This is a genomic window from Streptomyces sp. NPDC107522 (assembly GCF_055657525.1).
Map to the genome: position 1 here is coordinate 37,759 of NZ_JBVKAU010000009.1, position 13,502 is coordinate 51,260.

Here is a 13,502-nt window from a genome sequence, read left to right on the forward strand (position 1 = left end):
GATCACGGCCCTGATCCCGGGCAGTGTCCACTGCCAATTGGGCCGGCCGTGCGCGACCGGCCTCTAGTCGAGCTCCGCCTCCAGCACAGCGGCCTGGGCCTTGCTCAGCCATGGAGACGAGGCGGAACCGCCGACCGGAAAGCCCGTGGCCCAGGCTCGTCGCCACCGCTGCACGGAGCGCACACTGATCCTTAGCTCCTTGCGATCGCCGAGTTCGGCTCCCTGTGGGCGAAGCGGTCGGTGGCCAGCATCCGGATGCCTTCACGGAACTGCCGTTCACCTGTCAGGCAACCTGCACATACCGCAACAGCGCACCACGACGATCACGCTCTGTCCGCAGCTACGACAACCCGAATTCAAGCTCAGCAGCTTCGGCATTTCTGAGCCCGTCGGATCCTCCGAAGCGCCGTTCAGGCTGCCGCACAGGTTGAGGGCAGCGTGAGGGCCCGGTTGTCGCGCGGGTCGTCGCCGAATCCCACATTTCCAGTCGTCTGGCGGAGGGGTTGCCGATGAGTCACCCGTAGCAGCGTATGGGGGCAGTAGCATCGTGTGCCACTGCCCCCGTGAGTCTCATACTGCCTGGTTACCTCTCGGCACCGGCCCCAAAGCTGCCGCCTACCGCGGCGGGGTTGAGTTCCTCTGTGTCCTCGGCACTGAGCACCGCACCCGTGCTCTTCTTGCTGCGCCTGAGCCTGCCCTCCAGCCAACTGGCGAAGGTCGTGAGGGCGAAATTGATGGCCACGAAGATTACAGCCACAATCGTGAAGCTGGCGATGGTGTTCGCACCGTAGAACGCACTCATCGGTCGGACCGCCGCGAGCAGCTCGGAGAAGTTGAGCAATGCGCCGCCGAGCGCGGTGTCCTTCACGATGACGACCAACTGGCTGACGATCGCGGGCAGCATCGCAGTGACCGACTGCGGAAGCAGCACGGACCGCATTGTCTGGCCCTTGCGCAGGCCGATCGCCATCGCCGCTTCGGACTGTCCCTTGGGCAGGGCCAGGATGCCGGCGCGAACGATCTCCGCGAGTACCGACGCGTTGTATAGGACAAGTCCGGTGACGACCGCGTACAGCGGACGGTCGTCTGTGCTGATGTCGGTGAACTGGGAGTACGCCTGGTTGGCGAAGAGCATCAGAATCAGCACCGGGATCGCACGGAAGAACTCGACCACGGCACCAGAGGGCCAACGCACCCACCCGTGGTCGGAGAGGCGCGCGATACCGAAGAACGCACCCAGCGGCAGCGCGATGACCATGGCGAAGGCCGCTGCGATGAGGGTGTTCTCCAGACCGGGCCAGATGTACGTGGTCCACACTCGGGAGTCGGTGAAGAAGGGCTTCCACTTCTCCCAGTCGAGCTGGTTCCTCTCGTTGAGTTTGTTCACCACCCACCAGGCAGCGGCGGCGAATACGATCACAAACAGCGCCGAGAGGATGACGTTCCGCCGTTTGGCTCGGGGCCCCGGGGCGTCATAGAGGACCGAACTCATCGCTTCACCGCCACCTTCTTGCTCACCCAGCCGAGGAACAGACCGGTCGGGAGGGTGAGGCAGACGAACCCGAACGCGAAAATGGCGGAAATGAGGAGGAGCTGCGCCTCGTTCTCGATCATCTCCTTCATCAGGAACGCGGCCTCAGTCACACCGATCGCCGCCGCAACGGTGGTGTTCTTGGTCAGCGCGATCAGCACATTCGCCAGCGGCCCGACCACCGAGCGGAATGCCTGAGGAAGGATGATCAGGGTGAGCACCTGAGTGAAGTTCAGCCCGATGGCGCGGGCTGCCTCGGCCTGCCCGACGGGCACGGTGTTGATGCCGGAGCGCAGCGCCTCACAGACGAACGCCGACGTGTAGGCGATCAGACCGAGCACTGCGAGCCGGAAGTTGATGGTCTCGAACTCCTCGGAGCCGAGAGAAATACCGAGGGTCTGAAACAGACCCAGCGAGGTGAAGACGATGATGATCGTCAACGGGATGTTCCGCACCACGTTCACGTAGGTGGTGCCGAAGCCGCGCATCAGGGGGACGGGACTGACGCGCATCGCGGCCAGCAGGGTTCCCCAGACGAGGGACCCAATGGCGGAGTAGACGGTGAGCTGCACCGTCGTCCAAAACGCCCCTAGTAGGTCGTAGCCTTCAAGAAAGTCGAACACGATCTCCCGCGCTTCCGCACATGGGGGAGGGCGCGGTGCGCCGCCACAGAGGACGACGCACCTGCCCGACCGCCCTGATTCACTTGACGATGACGCCGATCTTCGGGGCGGGCTCGTTCTTGTAGTTGGCGGGGCCGAAGTTCTTCTTCACGGCCTCCTCCCAGGAGCCGTCCTGGACCATCTTCTCCAGGGCGGTGTTGATCTTCGCCTTGAGGTCGCTGCCCTCCTTGACGCCGATGCCGTAGTTCTCGTTGCTCAGCTTCAGACCGGCCAGCTTGAACTTGCCCTTGAACTGTTCCTGGGCGGCGTAGCCGGCGAGGATCGAGTCGTCGGTGGTCAGCGCGTCGACGGCCTTGTTCTCCAGGCCGGTCAGGCACTCCGAGTAGCCGCCGTAGGTCTGCAGCTGTGCGTTCGGAGCGATCTTGTCCTTGACGTTCTGCGCCGACGTGGATCCGGCGACGGAGCAGAGCTTCTTGCCGTTCAGATCCTCGCCCTTGGTGATGTTGTCGTCGGCGCGAATGAGCAGGTCCTGGTGGGCGAGCAGGTAGGGACCGGCGAAGTCGACCTTCTGGTCACGTTCGTCGGTGATGGAGTACGAGGCGGCGATGAAGTCGACGTCACCGCGCTGGAGCATCGTCTCGCGGTCGGCGCTCTTCGCTTCCTTCCACTCGATGTCGTCGGCGTTGTAGCCGAGCTCCTTGGCCACGTACGTCGCCACGTCGACGTCGAAGCCCTCGTACGAGCCGTCTGCGGTCTTCTGGCCGATACCCGGCTGGTCGATCTTGATGCCGACCGTGATCTTCTTGCCGTCGCCCGAACCCGAGCCACCCTCGTCGTTGCCGTTGTCGCCACCACAAGCAGTAGCGGTGATCGAGAGGACGAGCGCAGCGGCCGCCGCGGCGGAGACCTTGCGGAGCTTCATGGTGAACATCCTTTGCGTGATGAAGAGATGCGTCCCGCCAGAGGGTTGTCCCCTCGGAGGGTTGGATGACGCAGGTCGTCGGGTGCGTGAAGCAGTCCGTCAGTGGTGCAGGATCTTGGACAGGAAGTCCTTGGCGCGGTCGCTGCGCGGGTTGCTGAAGAACTGGTCCGGCACAGCTTCTTCGACGATCTTGCCGTCCGCCATGAACACCACCCGGTTGGCGGCCGAACGGGCGAAGCCCATCTCATGGGTGACGACGATCATGGTCATGCCGTCGCGGGCGAGCTGCTGCATGACCTCCAGGACCTCGTTGATCATCTCCGGGTCGAGGGCCGACGTCGGCTCGTCGAAGAGCATGACCTTGGGGTCCATGGCCAGCGCCCGGGCGATGGCCACACGCTGCTGCTGGCCGCCGGAGAGCTGGGCGGGGTACTTGTCCGCCTGGCTGGCCACACCCACCCGATCGAGCAGGGCGCGGGCCTTCTCCTCGGCCTTCTTCTTGTCCGTCTTACGGACCTTGATCTGGCCCAGCATCACGTTCTCGAGCACGGTCTTGTGCGCGAAAAGGTTGAAGGACTGGAAGACCATCCCGACGTCTGCGCGCAGCCGGGCCAGCTCCTTGCCTTCCTGGGGCAGCGGCTTGCCGTCGATGGCGATCGTGCCGGAGTCGATCGTCTCGAGGCGGTTGATGGTGCGGCACAGGGTGGACTTCCCGGACCCGGAGGGTCCGATGACCACGACGACCTCGCCGCGGGCGATCGTGAGATCGATGTCCTGGAGTACGTGCAACGCGCCGAAGTGCTTGTTCACGTCTTTCAGGACGACCAGCTCGCCGGTCGCGGCCACATCTTCCTTGGCCACCGATACTTCGGTCATCGCTCTCAGGCTCCGTCCTCCTCGGTTTCGGAGGACAGTAGTAACCGTATCCGACCTGCGTCATTACTTCTGAGGGGAATCTGAGCATCACGATCCGATAGCAATCGGACACACGTCGTAGCACTTGTGACCTGGGGCCGTACCGGCCGGAAAACGGAATACGGCCGTAACCGGAACCCTCTTGACGTGGTCGTCGTCCATCAGCGTGACTGCCATGGTGCACGCGCGCGCGTGCCTGCACTGTGTACCCACCTGAATCGTACGGCCGATGAACCGAAGGGGGCCGGGATGAGACTCCTCCTCGTCGAGGACGACAACCATGTCGCAGCCGCGCTGTCCGCGGTCCTGGCGCGGCACGGTTTCGACGTCACGCACGCGCGTAGCGGCGAGGAGGCCCTGCAGGCGCTCGTCCCCGAGGGCAACGGCTTCGGTGTCGTCCTCCTCGACCTCGGCCTGCCCGACCAGGACGGCTACGAGGTCTGCGGCAAGATCCGCAAGCGCACCAGCACCCCGGTGATCATGGTCACCGCGCGCTCCGACGTCCGCTCCCGCATCCACGGCCTCAACCTCGGGGCCGACGACTACGTCGTGAAGCCGTACGACACCGGAGAGCTGCTCGCCCGGATCCACGCGGTGAGCCGGCGCACCGTGCAGGAGGACACCGGCACGGGCGGCGACGGTGTGCTGCGCCTGGGCGCGGTGCACATCGAACTGCCCACCCGTCAGGTCAGCGTGGACGGTTCGGTCGTCCAGCTGACCCGCAAGGAGTTCGATCTGCTGGCCCTGCTCGCGCAGCGCCCCGGCGTGGTGTTCCGCCGGGAGCAGATCATCAGCGAGGTGTGGCGCACGAGTTGGGAGGGGACAGGACGCACTCTTGAGGTGCATGTGGCGTCCCTGCGCGCCAAGCTGCGCATGCCGACGCTGATCGAGACCGTACGCGGCGTCGGCTACCGGCTCGTCGCCCCGGCCGCGTAGCGGGTAAGGGTGCGCACTCGTCTTCTCCCGCTGCTCATCGTCCTGATGGCGGCCGTCCTGCTCGCACTCGGTGTACCGCTCGCCGTCAGCCTGGCCTCGGCCCAGCAGCAGAAGGTGGTCGTCGACCGGATCGACGACACGGCGTACTTCGCGGCCATCGCGCGGCCCGCCGCCGACACGGTCTCCGGATCCCGCGACGACCTGCGCATCCTCAGCCGGGAACTCGAGAGCTACTACGAGGTCTACGGCATCCGGGCCGGAGTGTTCCTGCCCAATGACACGCCGCTGGCCAACGGGCCGACGACCTGGTTCCTGCCCGAGACCGGCGAGGTGCGCGACGCCTTCGAGGAGTCGCTGCTCAGCCGGCGCAGCCACGACCCGAAGCAGGTGTGGCCCTGGCAGCGCAACCGCCTTGTCATCGCTTCGCCGGTCATCCGGGACGGTGACGTCGTCGCGGTCGTCGTCACCGACTCGCCCACCGGGGAGATGCGTTCGCGGATCCTGGAGGGCTGGCTGATCATCGGCGCGGGTCTGACCGCCGCGATGCTGGTGGCCGTCGGAGCCGCGCTCAGGCTGACCGGCTGGGTGCTCAGGCCGGTTCGGGTGCTGGACAGCACCACGCACGCGATCGCCAGCGGGCGCCTGAAGACACGGGTCGCGGTGGCCAGCGGTCCGCCGGAACTCCGGCGGCTGGCCCGGTCGTTCAACGAGATGGCGGACAACGTCGAGGACGTGCTGGAGCAGCAGCGCGCCTTCGTCGCCGACGCCTCGCACCAGCTGCGCAACCCGCTCGCGGCGCTGCTGCTGCGCATCGAACTGCTCGCTTTCGAACTTCCGGAGGGCAATGCGGAGATCGCCTCGGTCCAGGCCGAGGGCAAGCGCCTGGCGCAGGTCCTGGACGACCTGCTCGATCTTGCCCTCGCCGAGCACACCGAAGCCGACCTGCGGCTCACCGACGTCGGTGCGCTGACCGCCGAGCGCGTCGCGGCGTGGGCGCCGACCGCCGAGGCCAAGGGGGTACGGCTGGTGGGGGACTGCCCGGCCACCACGGCCTGGGCCGACCCGGTGGCGTTGTCCAGCGCGCTGGACGCGGTGATCGACAACGCGGTCAAGTTCACTCCGAAGGACGAGCGCGTCGAGGTGACGGTCACCTCGAACGGCGGTACGTCGACGATCGTGGTGGCCGACCACGGCCCCGGCCTCACCGACGAGGAACTCGCCCGCATCGGCGACCGCTTCTGGCGCAGCGGCCGGCACCAGAACATCAAGGGCTCGGGCCTGGGCCTGTCGATCTCGCGGGCGCTGCTCTCGGCGGGCGGGGGCTCGATGTCGTACGGCCGCAACGAACCGCACGGGCTGCGGGTGACGGTGACGGTGCCCAGGACGGCGCCGACGCAGTAGCGGGGGCGGTGTCCACACCGTGGCCGGGTTGGCGCAGGCACAGAGCGGGGTTGGTGCAGGCACAGTGCGGCGTCGGCGCCGGCACAGTGGCGGGGGTGGTGCAGGCGCAGTGGCGGGGCCGGCGCGGGCACAGTGCGAGGTCGGCGCAGGCGCGGTGGCGGGACCGACGCCGACAGGCTTCTACGGTTTGACCGAGCGGTAGTAGCGCCGGGCGCCCTCGTGCAGAGTCAGGGGATCGGTGTAGATCGCCGTGCGCAGGTCGACCAGCTGCGCGGAGTGCACGTGGGCCCCGATGCCGTCGCGGCTCTTGATCACCGTGCGGGTCAGCCATTCGGTGAGCCGGGGGTCCATGTCCTTGCGGGTGATCAGCAGATTGGAGACGGCGATCGTCGGCACCGTGTCGCCGTTCTGGATGGTGGGGTAGGCCGACTCCGGCATGTTGGTCGCGCGGTAGAAGTGGGCCACGTCGCCCTGGGCGTGCACCTTGGCGACGAGGTCGGCTTCGATGGGAACGAACCGGAACGAGGAGGTCTCGGCGAGCTTCTCCAGCCCGTCCGTCGGCACCCCGCTCGACCAGAAGAACGCGTCGAGCTCGTGCCCCAGCCGCGCGGGTCCGGTGTCGATGCCGTCCGACCGGGGCGTGATGTCCTTCTCCGGGTCGATGCCGGCGGCCTCCAGCACGCGCGTGGCGATCAACCGGACGCCCGAGTTCGGCAGCCCTATGGCCACCCGCTTGCCCTTCAGATCCGCGACGGAGCGGATGTCGGAGCCCGGCGGGACGACGAGCTGGACGTAGTCGTCGTACAGGCGAGCGACGCCGCGCAGCCGGTCGATGACGGGCTTGCCGCCGATCTTGTACGTGTCCACCGCGTCGGCGGCGGCGATGGTGAAGTCGGCCTGCCCGGTCGCCACGCGCTCGACGTTCTCCTGCGAGCCGTCACTCGTCAGCAGCCGCACCTTCAGCTGCGGCATGTCCTTGGCGAGCTCCTTGCGCAGCAGGGCGCCGTACTCCTGATAGACCCCCGCGCGCGTGCCCGTACTGAAGGTGATCGTCCCGCTCGGCGGCTCCTCACCCAGGGGCAGCAGCCACCACAGCAGCAGCCCCAGGGCGACGAGCCCGGCGGCCGCGCCCCGCAGGGCCCGGCGCCTGCTGATGCGGGTGAGTGCCTTGGACATGGCCGAGATCCTGCCAGCCGGTACGCGGTGCTGACCAGGGCAGGGGTCACAGGGAGGGGAGGAGAGGGCGGACGTCTGAGCTGGACGCGCCCGATCAAGCTTGGAACGGCTCCACGGTCCAGCCCCTGGAAGCCTCCGCAGCCCAGCCCTGGACGCCTCCGCAGCCCAGCCCTGGACGCCTCCGCAGCCCAGCCCTTGGACGCCTCCGCGGCCCATCCATTTCCAGCCCCTGGACGCCTCCATGGGCCAGCCCTGCCCCTGGACGCCTAGGCAGTCCGGGCCTGGACGGCTCCACGCCCCGGCCCTGGACGCCTCGCCCCCAAGGACTGTCGGACCCGGCCGCTACAGTCGGCGCATGAGCTCCTCGCCCGCCGACCTGGTCCGTGAATTCCACCTCGCCTTCGGGCTGGACGCCCGAAGTACACCGACCGAGGTTTCCCCGGAACTGGCCGCGCACCGTGGGGAACTGCTCGCCGAGGAGGCCGCCGAGGTCGCCGAGGTGTGTGTCAGCGGTCCGCTCGACCGGCTCGCGCACGAGCTGGCGGACCTCGTCTACGTCGCGTACGGCACGGCGCTGGTCCATGGGATCGACCTCGACGCCGTCCTGGCCGAGATCCACCGCTCCAACATGACCAAGCTGGGCCCCGACGGCCAGGTCGCCCGCCGGGCCGACGGCAAGGTGCTCAAGGGGGAGCACTACCGGGCGCCGGACGTGTCGGCTGTGCTGCGCCGTCAGGGGTGGGCGACCGGCGGGGCGTAGGGCTCTCGCCGGTACGCCGGCCCTTCTCGGGGCCCTGTGCGGGTGGAGGCGGACCGGTGGCCTCGACGTGGGCCGGGCGCAGCAGCAGCTCGCCGAGCCGGTAGCCGGGGCGCAGGATCTCCGTGCAGGTCAGGCCGTCGGCGTCGGTGGAGATGTGATGCGTCAGGGCCTCGTGGCACGTGGGGTCGAAGGGGTCGCCCTCCTCGCCGAACGACGTCACCCCCAGCGAGCCGAGCTGGGCCCGCAGGGTGTCGGTGATGTCCTTCAGACCCGGTGTCATCGGCTCGTGCGCGCAGGCGCGGTCGACCGCGTCCAGAACGGGCAGGAGGGCGCGGACGACGTTGGCCACCGCGATCTCCCGTACGGCCATGCGGTCCCGCCGCACCCGCTTGCGGTAGTTGTCGTACTCGGCCTTCACCCGCTGCAGGTCGCCAGTGCGCTCCTCCAGCAGACGCCGCAGCTCGGTGGGGTCCGCGTCCTGCGGCCGTCCCTTCTCCATCGTCACCTCCGTGGGGTGCTCCCCAGCGTCACCTCCGGCGTCAGCCCGTCCGCGGCTTGTCGTCGTCGACGATCTCGGCGTCCACCACGTCCTCGTCGGCGGAGGTGCTCTCCTGCCCGGTCGCACCGCCGGAGGCGGACGGCTGAGCCTGCGCGTACATGGCCTGGCCCAGTTTCTGGCTGACGGAGGCGAGCTTGTCGATGCCGGTACGCAGGGCCGCGGCGTCGGCCTCCTCCTTTAGCTTGTCCTTCAGCTCGGCGACGGCCGACTCGACCTCGGACCTGGTGTCGGCGGGAACCTTGTCCTCGTTGTCCTTGACGAACTTCTCGGTCTGGTAGACGAGTTGCTCGGCCTGGTTGCGGGCCTCGGCCGTCTCCCGGCGTGTGCGGTCCTCCTCGGCGTGCTGCTCGGCCTCGCGGACCATGCGGTTGATGTCGTCCTTGGGCAGCGCCGAGCCACCGGTCACGGTCATCTTCTGTTCCTTGCCGGTGCCGAGATCCTTCGCGGAGACGTGCATGATCCCGTTGGCGTCGATGTCGAAGGCGACCTCGATCTGCGGCACGCCGCGCGGGGCGGGCGGGATGCCGGACAGCTCGAACATGCCGAGCTTCTTGTTGTAGGCCGCGATCTCCCGTTCGCCCTGGTAGACCTGGATGGTCACCGACGGCTGGTTGTCCTCGGCGGTGGTGAAGATCTCCGAACGCCGGGTCGGGATCGTCGTGTTGCGCTCGATGAGCTTGGTCATGATGCCGCCCTTGGTCTCGATACCGAGGGACAGCGGGGTGACGTCCAGCAGCAGGACGTCCTTGACCTCGCCCTTGAGGACACCGGCCTGCAGCGAGGCGCCGACGGCGACGACCTCGTCGGGGTTGACGCCCTTGTGCGGGTCCTTGCCGGTGAGCTCGCGGACCAGGTCCGTCACCGCGGGCATCCGGGTCGAACCGCCCACCAGGATCACATGGTTGATGTCCGACACCTTGATCCCGGCGTCCTTGATCGCGTTGTGGAAGGGCCCCTTGCAGCGCTCCAGAAGATCGGCGGTCAGCTGCTGGAACTGGGCGCGGGTCAGCTTCTCGTCGAGGTGCAGCGGGCCTTCGGCGGAGGCGGTGATGTACGGCAGGTTGATCGTCGTCTCCGTCGAGGAGGACAGCTCGATCTTGGCCTTCTCGGCGGCCTCACGCAGCCGCTGCACGGCCATCTTGTCCTTGCTCAGATCGACGCCGTAGCCGTTCTTGAACTGCTTGACCAGGTGGTCCACGACCCGCTGGTCCCAGTCGTCACCGCCGAGGTGCGTGTCGCCGTTGGTGGCCTTCACCTCGATGACGCCCTCGCCCATCTCCAGGAGCGACACGTCGAAGGTGCCGCCGCCGAGGTCGAAGACGAGGACCGTCTGGTCGTTCTCCTTGTCCAGCCCGTACGCCAGCGCCGCGGCGGTCGGCTCGTTGATGATCCGCAGGACGTTCAGCCCCGCGATCTCCCCGGCCTCCTTGGTGGCCTGCCGCTGGCTGTCGTCGAAGTAGGCGGGCACGGTGATCACGGCGTCGGTGACGTCCTCGCCGAGGTACGCCTCCGCGTCCCGCTTCAGCTTCTGCAGCACGCGCGCGGAGATCTCCTGCGCGGTGTACCGCCTGCCGTCGATGTCGCCCGTCGCCGGGAAGCGCCAGGCGTGGTCCCCCATGTGCCGCTTGACCGAGCGCGCGGTGCGCTCGATGTTCGTCACGGCCTGCCGCTTGGCGACCTCGCCGACGAGCACTTCGCCGTTCTTGGCGAAGGCCACGACCGACGGTGTGGTCCGGGCACCTTCCGTGTTGGTGATGACGGTGGGCTCGCCGCCCTCGAGGACCGAGACCACCGAGTTCGTCGTACCGAGGTCGATTCCGACCGGGCGCGCCATCTGCGTTCTCCCTCCTCATCGCATCCAGGCCCGAGGTCGTCAGCGCAGCCCGTCACCGAGAGCGCCGCTCGTCGCCGAGTGCGCCGCGCCCGGCTGTCGGGCGGGCTCTCGCGGATCAGCGGGTCCACTCCCAGCGGACCGGCCCCACCCGCAGCGCAGGGATACGCCGCCCCGGTCCGCCGATGCGCAGCACCACGGCGGCCGTGACACCTGTGACGCGGCGGGGCCGAACGGGAGCCGGGACGGGGGCCGGGGCCGCGACCGCGGGGGTGCGCCGACGGTCGTAGGCCGCACGCGAGACGGGATCGCGGAGCACGTCGTAGGCGGCCATCACCTCGGCGAAGCGCCGCGCCGTCCCGGCGTCCACCCGGATGTCGGGCCGCAGTTCACGGACCCGGCGGCGGAAGGCCGCGGTGATCCCGGCAGGCGATGCCGACGGCTCCGCCCGCAGTACGGCGTACAGATCCGGCGCGGAGCCGGTGGCGGCCCGAGCCTGCATCGTCCACACCTCCTCGCACCCCCTCCGAGCTGCGGGTTCTGTGTCAACCTGCCTACTGATCTGAATAAAACTTGAGTGCCCTATTGTCAAGCCCGAGAGGGGCGAGGTATACGAAATGGTGCGAAGGAACTCCGGACTCCCGGAGCCCGGAGACGCGGATGCCGCCTAGCGGCTCCCACCAGGCGAAAGGAGTTGAACGATGGTCCTCATCCGCACGGACCCCTTCCGGGAACTCGACCGGCTCGCCGAGCAGGCGTTCGGCACCCTCGCCCGGCCGTCCGCCATGCCGCTCGACGCGTATCAGAGCGGGGACGAGTTCGTCGTCCACTTCGACCTGCCCGGCGTCGACCCGGACGGTGTGGACCTCAGCGTGGAACGCAATGTCCTCACCGTGCGCGCCGAGCGCACCGGCCCCGACGTCAAGGCCGACGACGTCCTCGTCGCCGAACGGCCGCACGGCGTTTTCAGCCGTCAGCTCTTCCTGGGTGAGTCGCTCGACCTGGAGAAGATCAGCGCCGACTACGACGCCGGCGTGCTGACGCTGCGCATCCCGGTGGCCACGGCGGCCAAGCCGCGTCGTATCGAGGTCAGCAGCGGGGACAGCGGGTCGAAGCAGATCGCGACCTGAGCGAGCGGGGGCCGCGGCGTACCGCGATCACTGGGCGTGCGGAGGTACGCCGCGGCCGCCACCGTACGCAGTGGTACTCAGTCCTCGGGGGCGCCGTCGGCCACCCGATAGGTTTTGGTCCAGGTGGCGCCGCAGCGGCAGCGGGAGAACTCGACCAGTTCTCCCTCTTCGCTCACCCGGACGCCGTCCCCGATGCGCACGTGAACGTGCTCGCCCATCACTCGTCTCCCTCCGACCGGTGGAAGGCATCCTTCAGTGGAAGGCCTCATTCAACGGGGTGTCCGAATTGGGGTAAAAGGGTGATCGCATGGTGAGACGGACGGGGAGCGGTTCTGGTGCGTCGAGCTGCGGCCCCCGGCTCCTGGAGAGACCCCGGTGGACAGCACCGCTACGCCTCGCTCGGGCACTCCCCGTTCCGCTTCAACGGGCGATCTTCGCGTGGGTCCCCCAGGATGGTGGCGGTTGCCCGGTCAGGGGGCCGTCGAGGGCAGCCGTTCCCGTGTGCGGCTGACTGCTGCTGCCTTCTGTGCGGCGGACTGCCGCCCCCTTCCTCACCCAGGAGCCCCTCATGGCAGTGATGACGGAGGAACTCGTACCGGCGTTGGAGGACGCGCATCAGGCCCATACCGCGGTCCTCGACCGGCTCCGCACGGATGCGACGGTCACGCCACCCGGCCCGCACCGGCAGTTCCTCGAACGCCAGGCCGCCGAGGTCGAGATCGGCCTCGAGCGCATTCAGCGCCAGAAGCGTGCCCTGCGTCCCCGGGGCGTGCTGGGGACCGCGGCCGGTGTGACGCGTTCCGTCTCGCGGGGCGCGGTGCGTACGGCGATGCTGCCGCTCACGATCGGATCGAAGGCCGTGAAGGGCATGCTGCCCGGCTCGGGCCCGGCCGATCCGCGACAGCTGATGAGGAACGCGGAGGACGAGTACGCGGCGGCCGCGCGGGCGCTGGCGGCGTGCCGGGCGGGGGAGGTCCTCGCCGAGCAGATGGACGACCAGTCCACCGCCGACCTGCTCGGCTCGCTGCGCCGCCAGGACGAGGAACTGCTGCAGGAACTGGAGTACAGCCTCGCCGAACACGCCCGCGCCGTGGCGACGGCCGGCAACGGCCAGGTCCCGAGTGAAGGCGCGAACCCCGGTCTGGCCGACACCGCGGCCCAGGCGATGTGGACAGCCCTCGGCCGCGCACGCGACGTCGCCCAGCGCGGGGTCCGGATGGCCCGGGGCGCGGTCGGAGGCAGGGCGTGGGAGAAGGAGATGCCCGAGCCCGGCCCCATGGCCGAGGAGATCCTGGGAGCGGTCAGGCGGGAGGAGGATCTGCCGATTCCCGGGTTCAGCACGCTCAGCGCACATCAGATCGAGAGGCAGCTGCGCACCCTGTCCCAGCTGGATCTGACGGTCGTCGAGGGTTATGAGCGCGCCCACGACCGCCGCAAGAGGGTCCTGGACGCCATCGAGCAGTTGCGCGCGGCCGAACCGTGGACCGGCTACGACGCCATGGCCACGGACGAGATCTCCGCAAGCCTGCAGGACGCCCCCACCGACGTGGCCCGCCAGGTGCTGGAGTACGAACGACGCCACCGGCAACGCCAGGAGGTCATGACCACCGCCGAGGCACACGTCTGACCGCGACCGGCTGCGGCGTGGCAGGCGGCCTCGGACTTGCTGGACCCTGGACGATCCTGCACGACCTTGACGGTGACGGGCACCAGTCCTA

14 protein-coding genes are annotated in these 13,502 nt (G+C 68.5%); 5 read left to right on the top strand and 9 right to left on the bottom strand.

Annotated features, from left to right (window positions below):
* Positions 1-583: 583 nt before the first annotated feature.
* The 4 genes from ACZ7L6_RS27040 to ACZ7L6_RS27055 all read right to left on the bottom strand — a co-directional run bounded on the left by ACZ7L6_RS27040 (position 584) and on the right by ACZ7L6_RS27055 (position 3,952).
* Positions 584-1,492: an amino acid ABC transporter permease gene (locus ACZ7L6_RS27040; RefSeq protein WP_471928182.1), complete on the bottom strand. Its 909-nt coding sequence runs from the start codon at positions 1,490-1,492 to the stop codon at positions 584-586.
* Positions 1,489-2,154 carry an amino acid ABC transporter permease gene (locus ACZ7L6_RS27045; RefSeq protein WP_471928184.1) on the bottom strand — a complete coding sequence of 222 codons (666 nt, stop codon included), beginning with the start codon at positions 2,152-2,154 and terminating at the stop codon, positions 1,489-1,491. The genes ACZ7L6_RS27040 and ACZ7L6_RS27045 overlap by 4 nt, the downstream gene beginning before the upstream one ends.
* A 79-nt stretch (positions 2,155-2,233) precedes the next feature.
* Positions 2,234-3,076, bottom strand: coding sequence for a glutamate ABC transporter substrate-binding protein (locus tag ACZ7L6_RS27050; RefSeq protein WP_471928186.1), 843 nt, complete (start codon positions 3,074-3,076; stop codon positions 2,234-2,236).
* Positions 3,077-3,175: 99 nt separating this feature from the next.
* On the bottom strand, positions 3,176-3,952 hold the full coding sequence (locus tag ACZ7L6_RS27055; RefSeq protein ID WP_471928188.1) for an amino acid ABC transporter ATP-binding protein: 777 nt from the start codon (positions 3,950-3,952) through the stop codon (positions 3,176-3,178).
* Between the two features lie 288 nt (positions 3,953-4,240).
* Here ACZ7L6_RS27055 and ACZ7L6_RS27060 point away from each other — a divergent pair, with 288 nt between their 5' ends.
* Both ACZ7L6_RS27060 and ACZ7L6_RS27065 read left to right on the top strand, forming a co-directional pair.
* Entirely contained in the window at positions 4,241-4,927 is a 687-nt protein-coding gene (locus tag ACZ7L6_RS27060; RefSeq protein ID WP_433048937.1) for a response regulator transcription factor, read from the top strand.
* Positions 4,928-4,936: 9 nt separating this feature from the next.
* The gene (locus ACZ7L6_RS27065; RefSeq protein ID WP_471928190.1) at positions 4,937-6,328 is read left to right on the top strand and encodes a sensor histidine kinase; all 1,392 of its coding nucleotides are present in this window, start codon (positions 4,937-4,939) and stop codon (positions 6,326-6,328) included.
* A 180-nt stretch (positions 6,329-6,508) separates the two neighbouring features.
* On the opposite strand, the gene ACZ7L6_RS27070 is transcribed toward ACZ7L6_RS27065, so the two are convergent.
* Positions 6,509-7,504: a TAXI family TRAP transporter solute-binding subunit gene (locus ACZ7L6_RS27070; RefSeq protein ID WP_471928192.1), complete on the bottom strand. Its 996-nt coding sequence runs from the start codon at positions 7,502-7,504 to the stop codon at positions 6,509-6,511.
* A 355-nt stretch (positions 7,505-7,859) separates the two neighbouring features.
* Here ACZ7L6_RS27070 and ACZ7L6_RS27075 point away from each other — a divergent pair, with 355 nt between their 5' ends.
* The gene (locus ACZ7L6_RS27075) at positions 7,860-8,264 is read left to right on the top strand and encodes a pyrophosphohydrolase domain-containing protein (protein ID WP_471928194.1); all 405 of its coding nucleotides are present in this window, start codon (positions 7,860-7,862) and stop codon (positions 8,262-8,264) included.
* Here the strand turns inward: ACZ7L6_RS27075 and grpE are convergent.
* From grpE to ACZ7L6_RS27090, 3 genes are all read right to left on the bottom strand, one after another.
* Positions 8,188-8,763: a nucleotide exchange factor GrpE gene (grpE, locus tag ACZ7L6_RS27080; RefSeq protein ID WP_471928196.1), complete on the bottom strand. Its 576-nt coding sequence runs from the start codon at positions 8,761-8,763 to the stop codon at positions 8,188-8,190. The genes ACZ7L6_RS27075 and grpE overlap by 77 nt on opposite strands.
* 40 nt (positions 8,764-8,803) lie before the next feature.
* Positions 8,804-10,657 carry a molecular chaperone DnaK gene (gene dnaK / locus ACZ7L6_RS27085; RefSeq protein WP_471928198.1) on the bottom strand — a complete coding sequence of 618 codons (1,854 nt, stop codon included), beginning with the start codon at positions 10,655-10,657 and terminating at the stop codon, positions 8,804-8,806.
* Between the two features lie 115 nt (positions 10,658-10,772).
* Positions 10,773-11,156: a J domain-containing protein gene (locus tag ACZ7L6_RS27090; RefSeq protein ID WP_471928200.1), complete on the bottom strand. Its 384-nt coding sequence runs from the start codon at positions 11,154-11,156 to the stop codon at positions 10,773-10,775.
* A 199-nt stretch (positions 11,157-11,355) separates the two neighbouring features.
* Here ACZ7L6_RS27090 and ACZ7L6_RS27095 point away from each other — a divergent pair, with 199 nt between their 5' ends.
* Complete coding sequence (locus tag ACZ7L6_RS27095; RefSeq protein ID WP_471928202.1) at positions 11,356-11,784, top strand: Hsp20/alpha crystallin family protein; 429 nt, start codon at positions 11,356-11,358, stop codon at positions 11,782-11,784.
* Positions 11,785-11,861: 77 nt separating this feature from the next.
* Here ACZ7L6_RS27095 and ACZ7L6_RS27100 read toward each other — a convergent pair whose 3' ends face one another.
* On the bottom strand, positions 11,862-12,002 hold the full coding sequence (locus tag ACZ7L6_RS27100; RefSeq protein WP_471928204.1) for a hypothetical protein: 141 nt from the start codon (positions 12,000-12,002) through the stop codon (positions 11,862-11,864).
* A gap of 350 nt (positions 12,003-12,352) precedes the next feature.
* Between ACZ7L6_RS27100 and ACZ7L6_RS27105 the strand changes: the two genes are divergently transcribed.
* Positions 12,353-13,411 (top strand): hypothetical protein, encoded by a 1,059-nt coding sequence (locus ACZ7L6_RS27105; RefSeq protein WP_471928206.1) that lies wholly within the window; start codon positions 12,353-12,355, stop codon positions 13,409-13,411.
* Positions 13,412-13,502: the final 91 nt, after the last annotated feature.